Raw genomic sequence first — 19,879 nt, 5'->3', positions numbered from 1 at the left:
GACTAACATTTCTCTTGCGAAAACGTTTGCCTGACAGGATGGGAAGGTGCGCTACGGACTGGCTCAGGGCGTCGGATGGTCGTCGAACAGGCCCATGGTGGTGATGGTCAGGACTTCCGCCACATCGCTGCCGACGTTGGCCAGGCAATGGGTCTTGGTCGCGTCGAAGTGCACCGAGTCGCCGGCGCCGAGGGGGTACTGGCGCCCCTCGATGGTGTAGACGATCTGCCCGGACAGGACGTAGGAGAACTCGGCGCCCTCATGGGAGATCAGCTCCGACTGGTAGCCCACCGGCATGTTCATCTTGACCGCATTGATCAGGTTGCCGGGGAAGGAGCTGGACAGGCGTTCGTAGGCCAGCGGCTGGCCCTCGATGGTGTAGCGTACCCGCTCGCCTTCGTGGGAGTCGGGCTGGGGTTGTGCCGGTTGGTCGAACAGGGCATTGAGCGGGATATTCAGCGACTTGGCGATGTTGGCCAGGGAAGAGATCGATACACCGGTGAGGTTGCGCTCCGCCTGGGAGAGGAAGCTCGCGGTGAGACCGGATTCGCTGGCGACTTGGTGCAGGGTCTTCTTGGCGGCGCGGCGATAGCGACGCAGGCGTTCGCCGATGCGGTCTACGGTCATTGGGGAGACTCTTGTTGAAAGGCGCAGTATACCCAGCGCGGGGCGTCAATAAAGTCTGACAGATGAACTACCCGAACCCCTATTTTTAAGTGTGACTGAAAATTTGTTTTGACCTGAATTTAAGCTCGACTTAAATTTCAGCCCGGTCCAGACGAGGAGAACAACAAATGACCGTGGGTGTTGGCGGGAGTACCCCTGCGCAGGCGCTGGAGCGTCTGCGGAACATGATGGACGGCGCGCAGCCGATCGGCCTGGCGTCTTACCGTGCGCGAATCGCCGCGGCCCAGGCGTGGATGGGCGAGCATGGCATCGCCGCGGCGTACCTGCATGCAGGCAGCAACCTGCGTTACTTCAGCGGCGTGCAATGGCACCCCAGTGAACGCCTGGTGGGTGCTCTACTGCCCGCCGAGGGCGCCCTCGAATACCTTGCGCCGGCCTTCGAGGAAGGTACGGTGCGCGACTTCCAGGTGGTCGATGGCGCCATCCACACCTGGGAGGAACACCAGGATCCCTATCGCCTGCTGCTCGATCGCCTGGAGGCGCTCGGCGTGGGCGAGCGCAGCACGGTCGCACTGTGTCCGAGCCTGCCGTTCGGCATGTTCGAGCGCTTGCGCCAACAGGCGCCGGGCAGGAACTTCGTCAGCGCCGCGCCGCTGATCGACCAGGGACGGATGCGCAAGTCGGCCGAGGAGCTGGCGCTGATGCAGCGGGCCAAGGACATGACCCTGGAAGTGCAGAAGGCCGCGGCGAGCATTCTCCGCGAAGGCATCAGCACCACCGAAGTCGCCGAGTTCATCCACCAGGCGCACCGCAAGGTGGGCGCGCCCGGTTCGACCTTCTGCATCGTCCTGTTCGGTGCCGCCAGTGCCTTCCCCCATGGGGTGAAGCATGCGCAGGTGCTGAAGGATGGCGACATGGTGCTGATCGATACCGGCTGCCAGGTCCACGGCTACCAGTCGGATATCACCCGCAGCTATGTGTTCGGCACGCCCAGCGCACGCCAGCGCGAATTCTGGGGGATGGAGCGCGACGCCCAACTGGCGGCCTTCGAGGCCGCGCGTCTGGGCCGGCCCTGCGAGGCGGTGGACGCCGCCGCGCGGCGTTCGCTGGAGGCCAACGGCCTGGGACCGGACTACCGCCTGCCTGGCCTGCCGCACCGCACCGGGCATGGCATCGGCATGGACGTCCACGAAGGCCCGTACCTGGTGCGTGGCGATCGCACGCCGCTGGATGTCGGCATGTGCTTCAGCAACGAACCGATGATCTGCGTGCCCGGCGAGTTCGGCATTCGCCTGGAGGATCACTTCTACATGACGAAGGAAGGACCGCGCTGGTTCACCCAACCGAGCCCGTCCATCGACGATCCCTTCGGCCTCGGCGGCTGATCCGGCCGAACGATAACGCCGCACGCGGGAAGGCAAGGACCAGGGCTTCCCGCGTGCGGCGCAGCGATCAGTCCAGCTTCACCCGCGAAAAGTCCCGCGCCGACATCGGGCTCATGCGGTAGCCGCTGACGTTCTTGCGTTGCGCGTCGAACATCAAAGGATGCGCCAGCGGCAACCAGGGCATCTGCTCGTGGAAGATCCGCTGCGCTTCCTTGTACAGCGCTACCCGTTGGCTCTCGTCGTTGCTCATGCGCGCCTTGCGGATGGCTTCGTCGAAGCCCTTGTCGCACCAGCGCGCGCGATTTTCCCCGGACTCCACCGAGGCGCAGCCGAGGTTGTGGGTGAGGAAGTTGTCCGGGTCGCCGTTATCGCCGATCCAGCTGTAGAGCATCATGTCGTGTTCGCCGGCCTTGGTGCGCTTGACCATCTCGCCCCACTCGAACTGGCGGATGTTCACCCGGATGCCGATGGCGGCCAGGTCGGACTGGATCAGTTGCGCCACTCGCGCCGGGTTGCCGCCGGGGCCGCTGCCGGTGCTGATGTAGAGGTTCAGGGGTGTGTCCGGGGTGACGCCGGCTTCCTTCAGCAGGGCCTTGGCCCGTTCGGGGTCGTAGGGCCAGTCGCGGATGCTGTCGTCGTAGCCGAGCAGCATCGGCGGGTAGGGGCCGATGGCCGGGCGGGCCTGGTCGCCGAAGACGATCTTCAGGTAGGACGACTTGTTGAAGCCCATGGCGATCGCCCGGCGCACGCGCGGGTCGTCGAACGGTTCGTGCCGGGTGTTGATCGCGGCGTGGGAGGTGATCATCGCCGCTTCTTCCAGCACCGTCAGTTGCGGGTCCTGGCGCAACGCGGCGACGTCTTCCGGCTTGGGCGTCAGGGCGATCTGGCATTCGTTGCGGCGCAGGCGCTGCACGCGCACGTTGGGATCGAGGGTGATCGCCAGCACCAGGTGGTCGATGGCCGGCTTACCCTTCCAGTAGTCGGGGTTGGCCGCGTAGCGCACCTGGGCATCCTTGCGGTAGCGGGTGAAGACGAACGGGCCGGTGCCGATCGGCTTGCTGTTGAGTTCGTCGCCCTTGCCCCTGGCGATCAGTTGGCCGGCATATTCGGCGGAGAGGATCGAGCCGAACGGCATGGCCAGGTCGGCGAGGAACGGCGCCTCCGGGTGCTTGAGGACGAAGCGCACCTGGTGCTCGTCGATCTTCTCGATGCGCTCGATGATGTCGCGCAGTTGCATGGCGTCGGCGTAGGGGTAGCCGCTGGGCGAAAGGTCGTGGGCGGGGTGCTGCGGATCGAGCATGCGCTGGAAGCTGAACAGCACGTCGTCGGCGTTGAATTCGCGGCTTGGCTTGAAGTAGTCGGTGCTGTGGAATTTCACGCCCTGGCGCAGGCGGAAGGTGTAGACGAGGCCGTCAGCGGAGACGTCCCAGCTTTCCGCCAGGGCCGGGATCACCGTGGCGCTGCCCGGAGCGAACGCGGCCAGCGCGTTGTACAGCGGATGGGCTGAGGCGTCGAAGGTGTAGCCGGAGGTATAGCGGGCCGGATCGAACCCTTCCGGCGCCGCTTCGGTGCACACCGCCAGGGTCTTCGGCTGGGCCTGGATGGCGGCGCTGGCGGCGAAGGCGAGTAGCAGCAGGCTGTAGCGCAGGGCAGAGCGTGGTCGCATGGATGACTCCTCTGGAGCGGGACGGCCGGGTCGGCCGCCCTGGGGAGAGGCGCCGCCTCGCTCGTGGCGGGGCGGCGCGGCTGGCAGGCGAAGCTACTTGCCGACGCTGACCTCGTAGAACGAGTTCAGGCCGAACGGGCTGATCCTGAAGTCGTGTACCGTCTTGCGCATCGGCTGGTACACGGTGGAGTGGGCGATCGGGGTGATCGGCACCTGTTCCTTGAGGATGTGCTGGGCCTGCTTGTACAGCTCGGTGCGCTTGCCCTGGTCGGTGGTGCGCTTGGCATCCTTGACCAGCTTGTCGTAGCCGGCGTCGCACCATTTGGAGAAGTTGTTGCCGTCCACCGCGTCGCAGCCGTAGAGGGTGCCGAGCCAGTTGTCCGGGTCGCCGTTGTCGCCGCTCCAGCCGATCAGCATGGCGTCATGCTCGCCGCCCTTGGCGCGCTTGATGTATTCGCCCCATTCGTAGGTGACGATCTTCGCCTTGATACCGATCTTCGCCCAATCGTTCTGCAGCATTTCCGCCATCAGCTTGGCGTTGGGGTTGTAGGGGCGTTGTACCGGCATGGCCCACAGGGTGATCTCGGTGCCTTCGGCGACCCCGGCCTTCTTCAGCAGCTCCCTGGCCTTGGCCGGATCGTAGGGCGCGTCCTTGATGGTCTCGTCGTAGGACCACTGGGTCGGTGGCATGCCGTTGCTCGCCAACTGGCCGGCGCCCTGGTAGACGGCGTCGATGATGGCCTTCTTGTTCACCGCCATGTCCAGCGCCTGGCGTACTTCCAGCTTGTCGAACGGCTTGTGGGTGACGTTGTAGGCGATGTAGCCGAGGTTGAAGCCGGCCTGCGACGGCAGGTTCAGGTTCGGGTCCTTCTTCAGCGCGTCGAGGTCGGCGGGGCGCGGGTTGAGGGTGATCTGGCACTCGCCGGCCTTGAGCTTCTGCGCGCGCACCGAGGCGTCGGTGTTGATGGCGAAGATCAGGTTGTCGACCTTCACCTCGTCCGGCTTCCAGTAGTCCTTGTTGCCCTTGAAGCGGATCTGCGCATCCTTCTGGTAGCGGCTGAACACGAACGGGCCGGTGCCGATCGGCTTCTGGTTGATGTCGCTGGCCTTGCCCTGCTTGAGCAGTTGCGCGGCGTATTCGGCGGACTGGATCGATGGGAAGGGCATCGCCAGGTTCTGGATGAAGGCCGCGTCGACCTCGTTGAGGGTGAACTTCACCGTATGCTCGTCGAGCTTCTCGACCCTGGCGATGTTCTTGTCCAGGCCCATGTCGGTGAAGTAGGGAAACTCGGTGGGGTAGGCCTTGCGGAACGGATGATCCTTGTCGAACATGCGTTCGAAGGTGAACAGCACGTCGTCGGCATTGAATTCGCGGGTCGGCTTGAAGTAGTCGGTGCTGTGGAACTTCACGCCCTTGCGCAGGTGGAAGGTATAGGTCTTGCCGTCGTCGCTGACGTCCCAGCTTTCCGCGAGGCCGGGAAGGACCTTGGTGCCGCCGCGCTCGAACTGGGTCAGGCGGTTGAAGACGGTTTCCGCCGCGGCGTCGAAATCGGTACCGGTGGTGTACTGGGCGGGATCGAAGCCGGCCGGGCTGCCTTCCGAGCAGAAGATCAGGTTGCTGGCGAAGGCCTGGGGAACGGCGGCGACCAGCGCTGCGCCGAGCAGCGAGGGAATGATCGCGGAGCGGATGACGGCGTTTCTACGCATGGAGTGACCTCTGGTTATTTTGATTGTCTGCGAGGGACAGCCTCGTGAGCTGTCTTGCGCGAAGCTATGCAGGGCATGTGCCGGCCGCAAGCGTCGAGGTCGGCTCAGTGTAGATGTTGTTATCCGTTTGAAAGGGAATGTCGCATTTTCGAATTTGCGCAAACGCGACGCAGGCCGCGTTTGCTGCGCGAGAGACAGTGGAAACGCAAGAGGCAGCCCGGAGGCTGCCTCTTGTGGTGCGCGCCGACCGGATCAGGGCATCTGCACCTCGATCACACCGTCGGCGTTGACCGTGACCTGGCTGGTCCCGGCCTCGATCTCCGGTGCCTGGGCGCCACCGAAGCTGGCGTCGGCCTTCATCGCCGCCATCCGCATCACCGGGTACGGGCGCGGTGCGCCGGCGCTGTTCACGCTCAGGCTGACCAGCTTGTAGCCCTTGCCGCCGAGCGCCTCGGTGAGCAACTGGGCGCGCTCCTTGAACGCGTCCACGGCGCCTTTCATCAATTGGTCCTCGTTCTTCTTGCGGGTCGCATCGGCGATGCTGAAGTCCATGCCGCCCATCTTCAGCTTGCCCAGCAGGTCGGCGGAAAGCTGGCCGAGGGCGGCGAAGTCGGAGCTTTCCAGGCGCAGCTCGGCGCGCTCGCGCCAGCCGGTGATCTTCTGGCCCTTGTCGTCGTAGACCGGATAGCTGTTGCGACTGCCCAGGCTGATGGTCACGCCCTTGACCTTGCGCGCGTCGGCGACGGCGGCGTTGAGGACGCTGGTGGTCTCGGCGGCGAGCTTGGCCGGATCGCTGCCCTGGTTTTCGCTGTAGAGGGTGACCTGCATCAGGTCGTGGGCCACCTGCTGGCTGACTTCGGCGTGCAGCGAGACCTGGTTGTAGCGCGGCGCTTCCTCGGCGACGGCCGAGAGGCTGGCGGCGCAGAGGGTGACGGCGGCGGCCAGGCGGGAAATCGCAGACATTGGGCAACTCCTTGTACTAAGGCTGAATTCACACTGTAGAGCATCGTTCCGGCAGGCGCGGCAAACACGCCTATACGCCAGTCTTGGACCATGAGACGAAGGCTTTTCCCGGAACGGGTTAGGCGATTTCGGAAAAAACGTGAAATTTACTGATCTGAGCCCTGACAGCGCTCGGCGAAACAGGGCAGGATGGCGACCTGCGAGGTTTCTGAGTCACTTTGCCGCAGAGTTGCCGACAGCGTCTTGGCTATACTCGCGCTTATTCCGGAAGAAAACATGCGCGCACCGGTTTTCCTGCTCTCCGCCAGTCGCCAGAACCTTGGCCGTCTGCTCCTCATCCGTATTCTCGTGCTGGCCGCGCAGGCCGGCTCGGTGGGTTTCGCCTGGCTCTCCGACCTGTTGCCGCTGCCGTGGCTGGCGCTCGGCCTGACCCTTGGCCTGTCCGCCTGCCTGATTCTGTTCACCGCGCTGCGCCTGCGCGCGCCGTGGCCGGTGACCGACCAGGAGTACGCGGTACAACTGGCCTGCGACCTGATCATCCACAGCACCTTGCTGTATTACTCGGGCGGCTCGACCAACCCCTTCGTCTCCTATTACCTGGTACCGCTGACCATCGCCGCTGCGACCCTGCCCTGGATCTACTCCATGGTGCTCTCCGGCCTGGCCCTGACCGGCTACACCCTGCTGCTGATCTGGTACCACCCGCTGCACCTGCAGGCGGTTCAGCACGAGGCGATGCTGATCAACCTGCACCTGTTCGGCATGTGGCTGAACTTCGCCCTGTCGGCGGCCTTCATCACCTTCTTCGTGGTGAAGATGTCCGAGGCCCTGCGCTGGCAGGCGCACATGCAGGCCGAGCGGCGCGAGGAAAGCATGCGCGACCAGCAGTTGCTCGCGGTGGCCACCCAGGCGGCCGGTGCCGCGCACGAACTGGGTACGCCGCTGGCGACCATGAGCGTGCTGCTCAACGAGCTGCGCCAGGAGCGCCCGCAGGACCCGACCCTGCAGGAAGACCTGGCATTGCTCCAGGAACAGGTCAAGCAGTGCAAGCACACCCTCCAGCAACTGGTACGGGCGGCCGAGGCCGACCGCCGTCAGGCGATCGAGGAGCAAAGCGCCGCGGAATGGCTGGAATCGGTGCTGCGCCGCTGGCACCTGATGCGTCCGGAGGCTTCCTACCGCTACCAGTGCCTGGGCCTCGGCTCCGCGCCGCGCCTGACCCCGCCGACCGACCTCAGCCAGGCTCTGCTGAACCTGCTGAACAATGCGGCGGACGCCTGTCCCGACGACCTCGACATCCGCCTGGACTGGGACAGCAGCAGTATCTGCCTGAGTATCCGCGACCACGGCGTCGGGGTGCCCCTGGCGATCGCCGAACAGATCGGCAAACCGTTCTTCACCACCAAGGGCAAGGGCTTCGGCCTCGGCCTGTTTCTCAGTCAGGCCAGCGTGACCCGCGCTGGTGGAACGGTGAAGTTGTATAACCACGAAGATGGCGGCACTCTGACCGAACTGCGCTTGCCGCGCAGCTACGGAATGGCTTGAGTGATCCGTCTGAGAGGCCCTGCCTATGTCTGAAGAGCTGCTCTTCGAAGGGGAAGAACAACCCCATCTCCTGCTGGTGGACGACGATCCCACCTTTACCCGGGTCCTGGCCCGGGCCATGAGCCGTCGCGGCCTGCGGGTCAGCACCGCCGGCTCCGCCGAGGAAGGCCTGGCGCTGGCCCAGCAGGACACGCCGGACTATGCCGTGCTCGACCTGAAGATGGAAGGCGACTCCGGCCTGGTGCTGCTGCCGAAGCTGCTGGAGCTGCACGCGGACATGCGGGTGGTGATCCTCACCGGCTATTCCAGCATCGCCACCGCGGTGGAGGCGATCAAGCGCGGCGCCTGCAACTACCTGTGCAAGCCGGCGGATGCCGATGACGTGTTGGCCGCGCTGCTCTCCGAGCACGCCGACCTGGACACCCTGGTGCCGGAAAACCCGATGTCGGTGGATCGCCTGCAATGGGAGCACATCCAGCGCGTGCTCGCCGAGCACGAGGGCAACATCTCCGCCACCGCCCGCGCCCTGGGCATGCATCGACGGACCTTGCAGCGCAAGCTGCAGAAGCGGCCGGTACGGCGCTGAAGCGTAAATGACAACGGGGGCGCCGCATGGCGCCCCCTATACTTTCCGCTTTCCGTCGAATCGCGGTGGATTTCGCACATTCCGCCGGTCGCCGGGGATATCCAGCGGACAGCGCAATCGTTAAGATGCAACTTTCATGAATCGCACGACCAGGGATTGATCATGCGTATCTTCGGTTCGAGTGCCGGCTGCCTGTCGGTGCTGTTCGGACTGGCCTTCGGGCTGCCTGCACTAGCCGAGCCTTCGGTGGACCTGGATGGTCCGACGGCAGGCTGGCGCTATTCCGGCCTGCTCGAGCAGCCCGATGCCCCGCGTGTCGCCTATCCGACTCCGCCCATCGATCGCGGCGGCCAGCGCGGCCGCAGCCTGATCGAAGGACACCTGCGCGAACTGGTCGGCACCGAGCGCGCCCAGCGCCTGGTGGTCAACGGCAATCCTCTCCCTCTCTATACCGACGGCGCCGGGCGCTTCGTCCGCCCCTATGCGTTCGGCCACGGCTCCAACGGCGTCCAGGTCGGCAGCGCCGACGGCAAGATCCTCAAGCGCGTACAGTTCTACGAGGCCAATCGCTCCCAACTGCCGCCGCGCGTGCGCGTGGTGCTGGGTTGGGACGATCCGAAGGCCGAGCTCGACCTGCATATCGTCACCCCCGATGGCCAGCACGCCTACTGGGCGCATCCGCGCCTGAGCAACAGCGGCGGCCTCGATCCGGACGGCGTCGACGGGCCCGGCCCGGAGATGTTCACCATGGGCGCGCCGCTGCACGGCACCTACCTGATCTACGTGAACTACTGGGGCAACCTCAACAACCAGGGCTACAACTTCCAGGCCGGCAGCAACGTACAGGACGTGATCACCGCGCAGGTCAACCTGGTGTTCAACGAAAACAGCGTCGACGAGAAGCACGAGACCTTCGTCGTGCCCCTGCGCACCATCGGCGACCTGGTGCTGGTCAAGACCTTTACCTACTGAAGCATCCCCTCGTACGGATGACACGGGATTAGCGAACCATGAGCGAGAACAACACCCCCAGCCCTGCCAACGGAACCCCTGCGCCCGCCGCTGCGCGCACCCGAAGCGCCCTGTGGCCGGTGCTGGGGATCGTCGCCGCGCTGGCCGCCGGCGGTGTGCTGGCCTGGCAGATGGGCTGGCTGGAGCGGCTCGGCGGAGGGCGCCCGGCCGAAGAGGACCTCGGCCAGCCGATCGGCGCCCAGGCACCCGCGGCCGCCGACGCGCCACGTGCCTACCGTGACCTGCGCAAGCCCGACGCGCTGATCGAGAGCGTGTCGCTGAGCCGCCTGCCGAAGGAAATCCTCGAGGTGCCGTTGCTGCGCGATACCCTGACCGAGGACTTCGTCTTCTATTACGAGAACAATGGCGACCGCCTCGGCCTGACCGGTACGTTGCGGCGGATCATCTACGAGCACGACCTGACCCTGAAGGACAGCCTGGTCGAGGAACTGCTCGACCAACCGGCCCAGGTCGCCCTCTGGCGCGGCGCCGACGGCCGCCTGCGCGACTTCGTGGTGGTGCTCAAGCGCGGCGGCCTGGCGCGGGTGCTCGAGCCGCTGGCCCATATCGCCGCCGACGACCAGCAGTTGCGCAAGGTCGGCGAGCTGGCGGGAACCTCGGTCTATCGCCTGCGCTACGGCAACGACAAGGCGATGCTGTTCCTGTCCAAGGGCGACCGGCTGTTGTTGCTGTCGAACCCACGGATGCTCTTCGACGATGGTGGCGAAAGCGACGACAGCCCGCTGAACGCTCCGGCCAGCGAAGACCTGGAGGTACTGCTCGACGGCGACGAACTGTTCCCCGAGCGCTTCGGCCTGCCGGGCCGCGGCGAGCTGCGCCAGCGCATCACCCTCAATGCCAGCGTCCTGGCCATGGGCTACCAGCGCTTCATCCCGAGCTTCGCCGGGGTGCGCTTCGAGAAGGGCGAGCAGGGCTGGAGCAGCTACCTGGCGCTGAACGAGGTGGAACGCCAGCCGCCGCTGGACTTCGCCCCGGTCTGGCAGGCCATGCCGATGGGCGCCAGCGCCTGCGTGGCGCTGCCGGTCACCCCTGGCCTGTACGGGGTGATGCTGGAGCGTCTGGGGGCCGAGCAGAAGATGGCCCAGGCCTTCTCCGAGCATCTCAGCGGCGCTGCCGGTCTCTGCTGGTACGCCAGTTCGCGGCTGCATTCGCCGCTGCTGGTGGGCCAGTTGAGCGCGCCGGCCAGTGCCGAACTCGACGACGAGCTGGGCAAGCTGTTCGGTCGCGTGATCGGCGCGAAGGAAGCCAAGGTCGAGGGTGGCAGCTTCCCGGTGGAAGACCGGGTGGATGGCCAGACCCGCCGCTGGACCCGCCAGGTCAGCTCGAACTTCGGCGCCTATCCGGCCAGCCAGGCGGACAACCCGGAGAGCATCAGCGGCCGCGCGTTCTTCCGCATCGGCATGGCGCGCCATGGCCAGACCCTGCTGTTCTCCCTCGACGACCAGTTGCTCGGCAAGGCCCTGGACACCCTCGACAAACGCTATCCGCCGCTCGCCGAGGTGTTGCCGAAGGATGCGCTGGTACCGGCCTACCTGGCGCCGCAGCCGCTCTCCGAACTGCTGCAACGGGAAACCCTCGACAGCCTGCCGCAGGACATGGAGCCGGTATTCCGCAATGCCGCCGACACCTACCTGATGCCGCGCCTGAAAACCCTCGCCGGCAAGGGCAGCTACGCCCTCGGGCTGCCTGCCGGAAGCCAGGCCAACGCACCGTGGCAATGGCTGCCGCTGGAATGGCGGTCGCTGTGAGACGCCTGACTGCCTTCGGCCTGGCGCTGCTCCTGCTGGCCAGCGGCGTTGCCCGCGGCGAGCCCGCGGTAACGCTCGACCCGCAGCAATCGCAGGTATTCCGCGCCTGGTTCGTGCGCATCGCCCAGGAACAGTTGCGCCAAGGGCCGAGTCCGCGCTGGCACCAGCAGGACTGCGCCGGCCTGGTGCGCTTCGCCGCCAACGAGGCGCTGAAAGTCCACGATGGCAAGTGGCTGCGCGCCAACGGCCTGTCCAACCGCTACCTGCCCCCGGAGCTGGCGCTCAGTCCCGAGCAACGGCGCCTGGCGCAGAACTGGCAGCAGGGTGGCGGCCAGGTCGGGCCCTACGTGAATGCGATCAAGCTGGTGCAGTTCAACAGCCGGCTGGTCGGTCGCGACCTCAACCAGGCGCGCCCCGGCGACCTGATGTTCTACGACCAGGGCGACGACCAGCACCTGATGATCTGGATGGGCCGCTCCATCGCCTATCACACCGGCAGCAGCACCCCGACCGATAACGGCATGCGCTCGGTCAGCCTGCAACAACTCATGACATGGAAGGACACCCGATGGATCCCCGACGAATCCAATCCCAACTTTATCGGCATCTATCGGCTGGCTTTCCTCTCTCAATGAATCGCGTCCCAGTGAAGACCACAGCAATGAGCAACCTGCGCCGTTTCAGCCGTAGCCTGGCGGTCGCCGCCCTGGTCCTGCTGCCGTTCGCCGCCGTCCAGGCGGAAGACACGGTGGAACCGAGCGGCTACACGCCGATGGCCGGCGAATCCTTCTTCCTGCTCGCCGACAGCAGCTTCGCCACCGACGAGGAAGCGCGGGTCCGTCTCGAAGCGCCCGGCCGCGACTACCGGCGCTACCGCATGGAGCCCTATGGCGGGGTCGACGTGCGCCTGTACCGAATCGAACAGCCGCTGGAGTTCCTCAAGCGGCAGAAGAACCTGCACCGGGTCCTGGCCGAGGGGCAGTTCAAGGGCGAAGGCCTGTCGAACACCCTGGCCTATCTCTGGGACAACTGGTATCGCAAGTCGCGCCGGGTGATGCAGCGCGCCTTCTCCTACGAGTCGCGGCAACAGGTCACCGAGGCGGTGCCCGAGCTGAAGATGGGCAACGCCATGACCGCGCCGACGCCCTACGACGCGCAGCCGCAATACGCGCCGATTCCCGGCCTGCCGCTGGTCAGCCAGTTCCGCTATCCGCTGTGGGACGCCAAGCCCATCGAGCCGCCGCAGGACGTCAAGCTGGCCGGTTCCTCCAGCGAGTTCATCAACGTCGTGCCGGGCAATGTCTACATCCCGCTGGGCAAGCTGAAGCCGGGCCTGTACCTGGTCGAGGCGCTGGTCGGCAAGTACCGCGCCACCACCGTGGTGTTCGTCTCCAACAGCGTGGCGGTGAGCAAGGTCGCCGGCGACGAGCTGCTGGTCTGGACCGCACGCAAGCACGAAGGCACCCCGGTGCCCGACACCAAGGTGCTGTGGACCGACGGCCTGGGCGTGATGAGCAGCGGCAATACCGACGCCGACGGCCTGCTGCGGCTCAAGCACGCCAGTCCGGAGCGCTCCTACGTGATCGGCGAGGACCGCGAGGGCGGGGTCTTCGTCTCCGAGAACTTCTATTACGACAGCGAGATCTACGACACCAAGATCTACGCCTTCACCGACCGCCCGCTGTACCGGCCAGGCGACTGGGTCTCGTTGAAGATGGTCGGCCGCGAGTTCAAGGACGCCCGGCAATCCCAGGCCGCCGCCAGCGCGCCGGTGCGCCTGAGCGTGATCGACGCCAGCGGCACGGTATTGCAAAGCCTGGACCTCCGCTTCGACGCGAAGAGCGGCGCCAATGGCCGCTTCCAACTGCCGGAGAACGCCGTCGCCGGCGGCTACGAGTTGCGCTTCGACTACCGCGGGCAGACCTACAGCAGCGCCTTCCGCGTCGCCGAATACATCAAGCCGCACTTCGAAGTCGCCCTCGACCTGGCCAAGCCGGACTTCAAGACCGCCGAGCCGGTGAAGGGCGAGATCGTCCTGCTCTATCCGGACGGCAAGCCGGTGGCCAACGCGCGCCTGCAACTGAGCCTGCGCGCCCAGCAGTTGTCGATGGTGGACAACGAACTGCAGTATCTCGGCCAGTTCCCGGTGGAACTGAGCAGCACCGAACTGACCACCGACGGCAAGGGCCGCGCCGCCATCGAATTGCCGCCGGCCGAGAAACCCAGTCGCTACATGCTGACCATCTTCGCCAGCGACGGCGCCGCCTACCGGGTCAAGACCAGCAAGGAGATCCTCATCGAGCGCGGCGCCGCGCGCTACCGCCTGAGCGCGCCGCAGCGCTTCAGCGCCGCCGGCGAGAAGGTCGAGTTCAGCTATGCCAGCGAACAGCCGACCCCGCTCAAGCCGAGCAGCTACCAGTGGATCCGCCTGGAGGACCGCGCCACCGACAGCGGTCCGGTCGCCGACGGCCGCTTCGCGCTGACCTTCGAGCGCCCCGGTACCTATTCCGTGGAGCTGCGCGACGACAAGGGCCAGCTCCTTGGCGCCACCGGCCACTCGGTGAGCGGCGAGGGCGTGAAGTCGGTGCCGGGCACCGTCGAGGTGGTGTTCGACAAGCCCGAGTACCGCACCGGCGAGGAAGCCTCCGCACTGATCACCTTCCCCGAGCCGGTGGAGGATGCGCTGTTGTCCCTGGAGCGCGACAAGGTCGAGGCCACCGCCCTGCTGTCCAAGGGCGCCGACTGGCTGCGCCTGGAAAAGCTCAATCCGACCCAGTACCGCGTGTGGATCCCGGTGCGCGAGGAGTTCTCGCCGAACCTGACCTTCTCGGTGCTCTACACCAAGGGCGGCGACTACAGCTTCCAGAACGCCGGGATCAAGGTCGGCATGCCCCAGGTAGAGATCGACATCGCCACCGACAAGGAGCGCTACGAACCGGGCGAGACGGTGACCGTGACCCTGGCCACGCGCTTCGCCGGCAAACCGGTTTCCAGCCACCTGACCGTCAGCGTGGTGGATGAGATGGTCTATGCCCTGCAGGCGGAGATCGCCCCCGGCATCGACCAGTTCTTCTACCATCCGCGGCGCAACAACGTGCGCACCAGCGCCAGCCTGGCCTTCATCAGCTACGACGTGGCGTTGCCCGGCAGCACCAGCGCACCCGGACGGGCGAACCGCAGCGAGCGCGGCGTCAAGGTACTGGAGCGGCCGCGCCGCGAGGACGTCGACACCGCCGCCTGGCAGCCGGAGCTGGTCACCGACGCCCAGGGCAAGGCCAGCTTCAGCTTCCGCATGCCCGACTCGCTGACCCGCTGGCGGATCACCGCGCGGGCCATCGACGACAACGGCCAGGTCGGCCAGAAGAAGCAGTTCCTTCGCTCGGAGAAGCCGCTGTACCTGAAGTGGAGCGGGCCGACTCGCTTCCGCCAGGGTGACCAGCCCGACCTCGGCCTGTTCGTCTTCAACCAGGGCGAACAGCCGGTCAAGGCCGAGCTGCTCAGCGGGCCGCCTGGCAGCCAGCGCAGCCAGACCCTGGAGCTGGCCAAGGGAGTCAACTACATTCCGCTGGCGCAACAGCCGCTCAGCGATGGCGACTGGAGCGCCGAGCTGCGCCAGGACGGGCAGGTCCGCGACCGCCTGGCGGTGCGCTTCAACCTGCTGGCCGACGGCTGGCAGGTGGAGCAGGTGCAGAACCTCAGCCTGGCGGCGGCGAGCAACCCGCTGCAACTGCCGGCGGACGCGCGCGACGTACGCCTGCGCCTGGCCGATGGCCCGGCCGCTGCCTACCTGGGCAATCTCGATGATCTGCTGGAGTATCCCTACGGCGGCGTCGAGCAGACCGCCAGCCAACTGCTGCCGCTGAGCATCGCCTATCCGGCGCTGGCCGGCGGCGAGCCGCGGATTCGCGACCGCCTGCGCCTGATCATGCAGAACAGTCGCCTGCGCCTGGTGCAGATGGCCGGCCCGGACGCCTGGTTCGCCTGGTGGGGTGGCGACGTCGATGGCGACGCTTTCCTCACCGCCTACGCCTACTACGCCGACTGGTACGCCAGCCGCGCACTGGAGATCCAACTGCCGGCCGAACACTGGCAGCGCATCCTCGAGCCCTACGCCAAGCAGGCGACGCAGACCCCGCTGCTGCAGCGTGCGCTGATCCTGGCTTTCGCCCGCGACATGCAGTTGCCGGTGAACACCCTGCTCGGCGGCCTGCTCAACGATCTGGCCAACGCCGGCGAAGGGCAGGCGCGCGCGGAGCCGCTGGAGGCCGACGACGGCCTGGTGCTGGGCGACCCGGACTCGGCCGTCGGCCTGGCCGCGGCGCGAGTGCTGGCGGTGGACCTGGCACGGCAACTGCGGGTCGCGGTGCCCGCGCCGCTGGCCGCCCAGGCCGAGACGGCGACGCAGCGCCTGCGTGAGGCCGGCTTGCCGTTCACCGATGCCTTGCTGGCCTCTCGCTCGGCCGTGGATGGCCAGCAGGCCAGCGCTCTGCTGCAACGCCTGGCGCCGGCGCAATCGACCCTGGAACGCGCCCTGGCCCTGACCTGGCTGCAGGGCGCCCTGGCCCAGGCGCCGCAGGGCAAGCTGCCGCAGCCGCCGAAGGACTGGCAGGCGCAGCGCGGCGCCAGCGGCGAAACCTACTGGCAATGGCGCGGCCGCGGCATTCCGAGCTGGGTCGACCTGGACGAGGCGCCGGCCCGGCCGTTGCCGGTTGCGCTCAGCTACCGCAGCGCCCAGGCGCCGAGCGGGCAACTGCCGGTGCAGATCAGCCGTCGTCTGCTGCGCCTGGTGCCCGGTGAGGGGGCGTTCGAGTTCAAGGTCGAGGAGGTTGGCGACAAGCCGCTTTCCAGCGACGAACTGTATCTCGACGAAGTGACCCTGAACGTTCCGGAAGACACCGCTCTACGCTACGGCATGCTGGAACTGCCGCTGCCGCCCGGCGCGGATGTCGAGCGCACCACCTGGGGCATCAAGATCAGCGGCCTGGCCGGCGACGAAGCGACCACCCTGGAGCGCGCGCGCAACGAACCGGGCGAGTTGTTCTACGGGGTGCCGGTGGACAGCCTGAGTGGCGAGCAGCGTTTCCGTCACCTGGTGCGTTTCTCCCAGAAAGGCAGCTTCAACCTGCCACCGGCCCGCTACCTGCGTCTCTACGCGCCGGAACAGCAGGCCCTGGAAGCCAAGCCGGCGCTGGCCAAGGTCAAGGTCGAGTGATTGCGTTGCGCGCCTGGCTGGTCCTGCTGTGCGCCGTGCCGTTGCTGCTTCGCGCAGCGGAGGCGCCGGTCCAGCTGGCCTGGCGCACGACCCAGGGCTACGAACTGGTGAGCCTGGATCGCCAGCGGGTACTCGAGCGCCGGCCGTTGCCGGCCGATTTGCAGGCTCCGCTGGGCAGCCTGTGGAAACTGTTCGTCTTCGCCTGGCTGAGCGACACCGGCCAGGCCGAGCCGCCCTATACCTGCCAGGGGCGCAGCCGCGAGGAGGTCTACTGCTGCGAGAATGGCCAGACGATCGGTCGTGACCGCGCCCTGGTGCGCTCCTGCGGGCTGTATTTCGAGCCGCAGCGCCTCGCCTTGCGGCCGGAGGCCTGGCGCGGCTACTGGCAGGCGCGCCAGGCACCGGCCTGGTTGCTCGATCTGGAACGGCTGCAACCGCAGACGCGGGTGCCGGTTAAGGAGCTTCTGGAGCAGTTGCAGCAACTGCCGGCCCAGGGCGAGGCGCGGCGGGTACTGCTCGACGTGGCGTTGCAGGCCGGCGACGGCCATGCCGTGGCCAGCCTTGGCGGCCGCCTGCGGGTGAAGACCTGGAGCTGGCTCGACGACCATGACCCGCAGGCGCGCCAGGGCGGTTTCGCTGGCTGGCTGGTCGATGGAACGCCGCTCTGGCTCGGCGGCCCGGGAACCAGCAAGATGATTCTGGACCGCTACGCCGAGGTGCTCGGGCGCTTCCTGCCGAGTCCGTGGCCGGCCGATCCGGGCCGTTGCGTGGAAGTGAACCTGTTCAGCCGCTATCCGCTGCGCTCGGTCAGCGATCCCTCCGGCCACCCGGCCGCCGAAGGCCTGCTGCATGGTCCGCAGCAAGTGCTCTTCGCCAACGGCAATCGACTGGACATCGCCAGCGCCGGCGACCTCTTCCTGCAACGGGTGGATGGCGTGCCGCGCCTGGTCGCGCGGGTTTCGCGCGAAGAGTACGTGGCGCGGGTGCTGGAGCGCGAAGCCTCGGCGCAGCCGAAGGAAGCCGCTCGCGCGCTGGCGGTGACCATTCGCACCTATCTATTGCAAAACGCCGCGCCGCGCGGCGAATGCCTGGCCATCGATGACAGCAGCCAGCGCCAGCGCGTGGCGCCGCGCCCGGCCAGCGCGCCGACGCGGCGGATCGCTGCCTGGAGCGCCGACCTGGTGCTGGCCGGGGCGACCGTCAACTATCACTCCGACCAGCCTGGTCCGGCGCGCCTGTCCTGGAAGCACGCGGTGGAGCAAGCCGGGCAGGGACTGGGCTACGACAGCATCCTCGCCCAGGCTTTCCCGCGCAGCAGCCTGAGCCGCTGGGACAACCCGGTGGCCGCCTGCCAGCCGTTGCCGGCTGCCGAAGACTGGCTGCGCAAGCAGCGCCGGCAGTGGCGCGAGCGTCTCGACCGAGAGCCCGGCTACGAGGAGATTCCGAGTTTTTCCGTGTGCCGCCTGGCTTCCGGGCGGCCCTATGTCGATCGCGAGCGCGAACGCATCTTCGTCCGCGGCCTGTATTCCCTACAGGAACGCCTGGACCTCACCCACGAATACCTGCACCTGGCCTTCCGCGCCCATCCCAGCGGCCAGGACGAAAACTATATCGAAAGCCTGGCCCGGCGCCTGCTACTGGAATGACTCCATGAACCGAATGTCCCTTGCCGCCCTGCTCAGTTGCCTTCCCCTCGTCGCCTGGGCGGACAACCCCGTGAAACTGGATACGCCGGTCTCCGGCTGGCGTGCCGGCGACGGTTCCGCCGCCAATTACCGGCAGGTGGTGAACTACCCGGCGTCCTCGGTCAACGTCGCCGCCGACCAGGCGACCACCGCGCGCATTCGCGGCGCGATCGAGAGCCAGCCCAAGGACCGCCCGGCGACGCTGGTGGTGAACGGTGTGAGCATGCCACTGAAGGTGGACGCCGATGGCAGCTTCGACCGCCCGTTCGCCTTCCCGTCCGGCAGCAACAGCGTCGAGGTGCGCAACGCCGCCGGGCAGTCGCGACGGGTCCAGTTCTATCACGGTGGCGGCGGCGGGGAAGTGCCGGCCAAGCTGCGCGTGCTGCTGTCCTGGGACAGTGACAACACCGACCTCGACCTGCACCTGGTGACCCCGGACGGCGACCATGTCTGGTATGGCAATCGTTCGCTGGCCAACGGCGCGACCCTGGATGTCGACGTCACCACCGGCTACGGCCCGGAAATCATCGCCACGCCGACGCCGCAGAAGGGGCCCTACCTGGTCTACGTCAACTACTTCGGCGGTGGCTACGGCAGCAGCGAGGATGGCGCCGAACAGGCCGCCCAGGACCTGACCACGGCGCGCATCACCCTGGTCACCGAAGAGGGCACGCCGAACGAGAAACAGGAAACCTTCCTGGTGCCGATGCGCAAGCCTGGCGAGCTGACGCTGGTGAAGCGCTTCAGTTATCCGTAGGCGGCTGCGCTCGGTCCCATAGTGCGGATAACGCCCCTGGCGTTATTCGCCGTCGCTCAGGCATCGGTGTTATCAACCCGTGGCCTGACGGCGGCGCTCATGCCGCTGCGAATGGCTCCTGGGCTCAGGCGGGCTGTTCGCCCTGCCAGGTATCGATCGCTTCCTGCGCCGCACGGAACGCATCGATCGCCGCCGGCACCCCGGCATAGACCGCGCAGTGCAGCAGTGCCTCGCGGATTTCCTCCACCGTGCAGCCGTTGTTCAGCGCACCGCGCACGTGCCCCTTGAGTTCCTGCGGGCACTTCAGGGCGGTCAGGGCGGCCAGGGTGATCAGGCTGCGGGTCTTGCGCGGCAGCGCCTCGCGGGCCCAGACCGAGCCCCAGGCATGCTCGTTGACGAAGTCCTGCAATGGCTGGGTGAAGGCGGTGGCGTTGCCCATGGCGCGCTCGACGAAGGCGTCGCCCATGACTTCACGTCGGATCTCCAGGCCGGTCTTGCCTTGTTCGCTCATCGGAAGGTTCCTGTCGTGGGTAGAAGGTGGCTCAATCCAGCGACTCTATCCGAACCGGCGCCACGCCGCTGCGGATCATACCCAGGCCTTCGGCGGCCTTGCGCGATACATCGATGATCCGCCCGCGGCGGAACGGCCCGCGATCGTTGATCCGCACCACCACGCTGCGGCGGTTGTCGAGGTTGGTTACCCGCACGCGGGTACCGAACGGCAACGTGCGGTGGGCAGCGGTCATTGCGTTGGGGTTGTAGCGCTCGCCGCTAGCGGTACGCAGGCCTGCGTGGCGGCTGCCATAGTAGGAGGCTTCGCCGGTATCCGCGGAACCGCTGCCGGCGAGGCTGGAGCAGCCGGCGAGGAACAGGGGCAGGGCGGCGAGGGCGAGGCGCGCGGCGGCGGATGGGGTGGGCATGGACAACAGGCTCCTGGCGGACAAGAAGACGCCGGGCGAACCCGGC

The 19,879-nt window shown here is 67.0% G+C and carries 15 protein-coding genes; 9 read left to right on the top strand and 6 right to left on the bottom strand.

Going from position 1 to position 19,879, the window contains the following annotated elements; genetic code table 11:
• Positions 1–63 precede the first annotated feature (63 nt).
• Positions 64–627, bottom strand: a complete 564-nt coding sequence (psdR, locus tag AC1RB9_RS23405; RefSeq protein WP_003094433.1) for a transcriptional regulator PsdR — start codon at positions 625–627, stop codon at positions 64–66.
• Between the two features lie 167 nt (positions 628–794).
• Between psdR and mdpA the strand changes: the two genes are divergently transcribed.
• Positions 795–2,012: a metallopeptidase MdpA gene (gene mdpA, locus AC1RB9_RS23400; RefSeq protein WP_003120936.1), complete on the top strand. Its 1,218-nt coding sequence runs from the start codon at positions 795–797 to the stop codon at positions 2,010–2,012.
• 67 nt (positions 2,013–2,079) lie between these two features.
• Here mdpA and AC1RB9_RS23395 read toward each other — a convergent pair whose 3' ends face one another.
• From AC1RB9_RS23395 to AC1RB9_RS23385, 3 genes are all read right to left on the bottom strand, one after another.
• A complete protein-coding gene (locus tag AC1RB9_RS23395) occupies positions 2,080–3,678 on the bottom strand; it encodes an ABC transporter substrate-binding protein (RefSeq protein ID WP_003455671.1) in 1,599 nt (532 codons plus the stop codon).
• A gap of 93 nt (positions 3,679–3,771) precedes the next feature.
• Entirely contained in the window at positions 3,772–5,385 is a 1,614-nt protein-coding gene (locus tag AC1RB9_RS23390) for an ABC transporter substrate-binding protein (RefSeq protein WP_034029982.1), read from the bottom strand.
• A 252-nt stretch (positions 5,386–5,637) separates the two neighbouring features.
• Positions 5,638–6,348 carry an SIMPL domain-containing protein gene (locus AC1RB9_RS23385; protein ID WP_003094423.1) on the bottom strand — a complete coding sequence of 237 codons (711 nt, stop codon included), beginning with the start codon at positions 6,346–6,348 and terminating at the stop codon, positions 5,638–5,640.
• Positions 6,349–6,624: 276 nt separating this feature from the next.
• Here AC1RB9_RS23385 and AC1RB9_RS23380 point away from each other — a divergent pair, with 276 nt between their 5' ends.
• From AC1RB9_RS23380 to AC1RB9_RS23345, 8 genes are all read left to right on the top strand, one after another.
• Positions 6,625–7,893 carry an ATP-binding protein gene (locus AC1RB9_RS23380; RefSeq protein WP_003094421.1) on the top strand — a complete coding sequence of 423 codons (1,269 nt, stop codon included), beginning with the start codon at positions 6,625–6,627 and terminating at the stop codon, positions 7,891–7,893.
• Between the two features lie 25 nt (positions 7,894–7,918).
• Positions 7,919–8,479 carry a response regulator transcription factor gene (locus AC1RB9_RS23375; RefSeq protein ID WP_003106283.1) on the top strand — a complete coding sequence of 187 codons (561 nt, stop codon included), beginning with the start codon at positions 7,919–7,921 and terminating at the stop codon, positions 8,477–8,479.
• A gap of 162 nt (positions 8,480–8,641) precedes the next feature.
• The gene (locus AC1RB9_RS23370; protein ID WP_003094417.1) at positions 8,642–9,451 is read left to right on the top strand and encodes a YfaP family protein; all 810 of its coding nucleotides are present in this window, start codon (positions 8,642–8,644) and stop codon (positions 9,449–9,451) included.
• A 38-nt stretch (positions 9,452–9,489) separates the two neighbouring features.
• Positions 9,490–11,259, top strand: a complete 1,770-nt coding sequence (locus AC1RB9_RS23365; RefSeq protein WP_003455667.1) for a DUF2138 domain-containing protein — start codon at positions 9,490–9,492, stop codon at positions 11,257–11,259.
• Positions 11,256–11,894 (top strand): DUF1175 domain-containing protein, encoded by a 639-nt coding sequence (locus tag AC1RB9_RS23360; RefSeq protein ID WP_003112865.1) that lies wholly within the window; start codon positions 11,256–11,258, stop codon positions 11,892–11,894. The genes AC1RB9_RS23365 and AC1RB9_RS23360 overlap by 4 nt, the downstream gene beginning before the upstream one ends.
• Before the next feature lie 26 nt (positions 11,895–11,920).
• Positions 11,921–16,471, top strand: coding sequence for an alpha-2-macroglobulin MagD (magD, locus tag AC1RB9_RS23355; RefSeq protein ID WP_003120930.1), 4,551 nt, complete (start codon positions 11,921–11,923; stop codon positions 16,469–16,471).
• Positions 16,468–18,117, top strand: coding sequence for a YfaQ family protein (locus AC1RB9_RS23350; protein ID WP_003455629.1), 1,650 nt, complete (start codon positions 16,468–16,470; stop codon positions 18,115–18,117). Before magD ends, AC1RB9_RS23350 begins: the two co-directional genes overlap by 4 nt.
• 4 nt (positions 18,118–18,121) lie before the next feature.
• Positions 18,122–18,913: a YfaP family protein gene (locus AC1RB9_RS23345; protein ID WP_003112868.1), complete on the top strand. Its 792-nt coding sequence runs from the start codon at positions 18,122–18,124 to the stop codon at positions 18,911–18,913.
• 124 nt (positions 18,914–19,037) lie between these two features.
• On the opposite strand, the gene AC1RB9_RS23340 is transcribed toward AC1RB9_RS23345, so the two are convergent.
• Both AC1RB9_RS23340 and AC1RB9_RS23335 read right to left on the bottom strand, forming a co-directional pair.
• Positions 19,038–19,424, bottom strand: a complete 387-nt coding sequence (locus AC1RB9_RS23340) for a carboxymuconolactone decarboxylase family protein (protein ID WP_003094405.1) — start codon at positions 19,422–19,424, stop codon at positions 19,038–19,040.
• 31 nt (positions 19,425–19,455) lie between these two features.
• The gene (locus AC1RB9_RS23335) at positions 19,456–19,833 is read right to left on the bottom strand and encodes a septal ring lytic transglycosylase RlpA family protein (protein ID WP_003455627.1); all 378 of its coding nucleotides are present in this window, start codon (positions 19,831–19,833) and stop codon (positions 19,456–19,458) included.
• Positions 19,834–19,879: the final 46 nt, after the last annotated feature.

The sequence above is a fragment of the Pseudomonas sp. 20-5 genome (assembly GCF_056782835.1).
The sequence above is the reverse complement of the archived record's forward strand: the minus strand, read 5'-3'. Positions and strand labels throughout refer to the sequence as shown.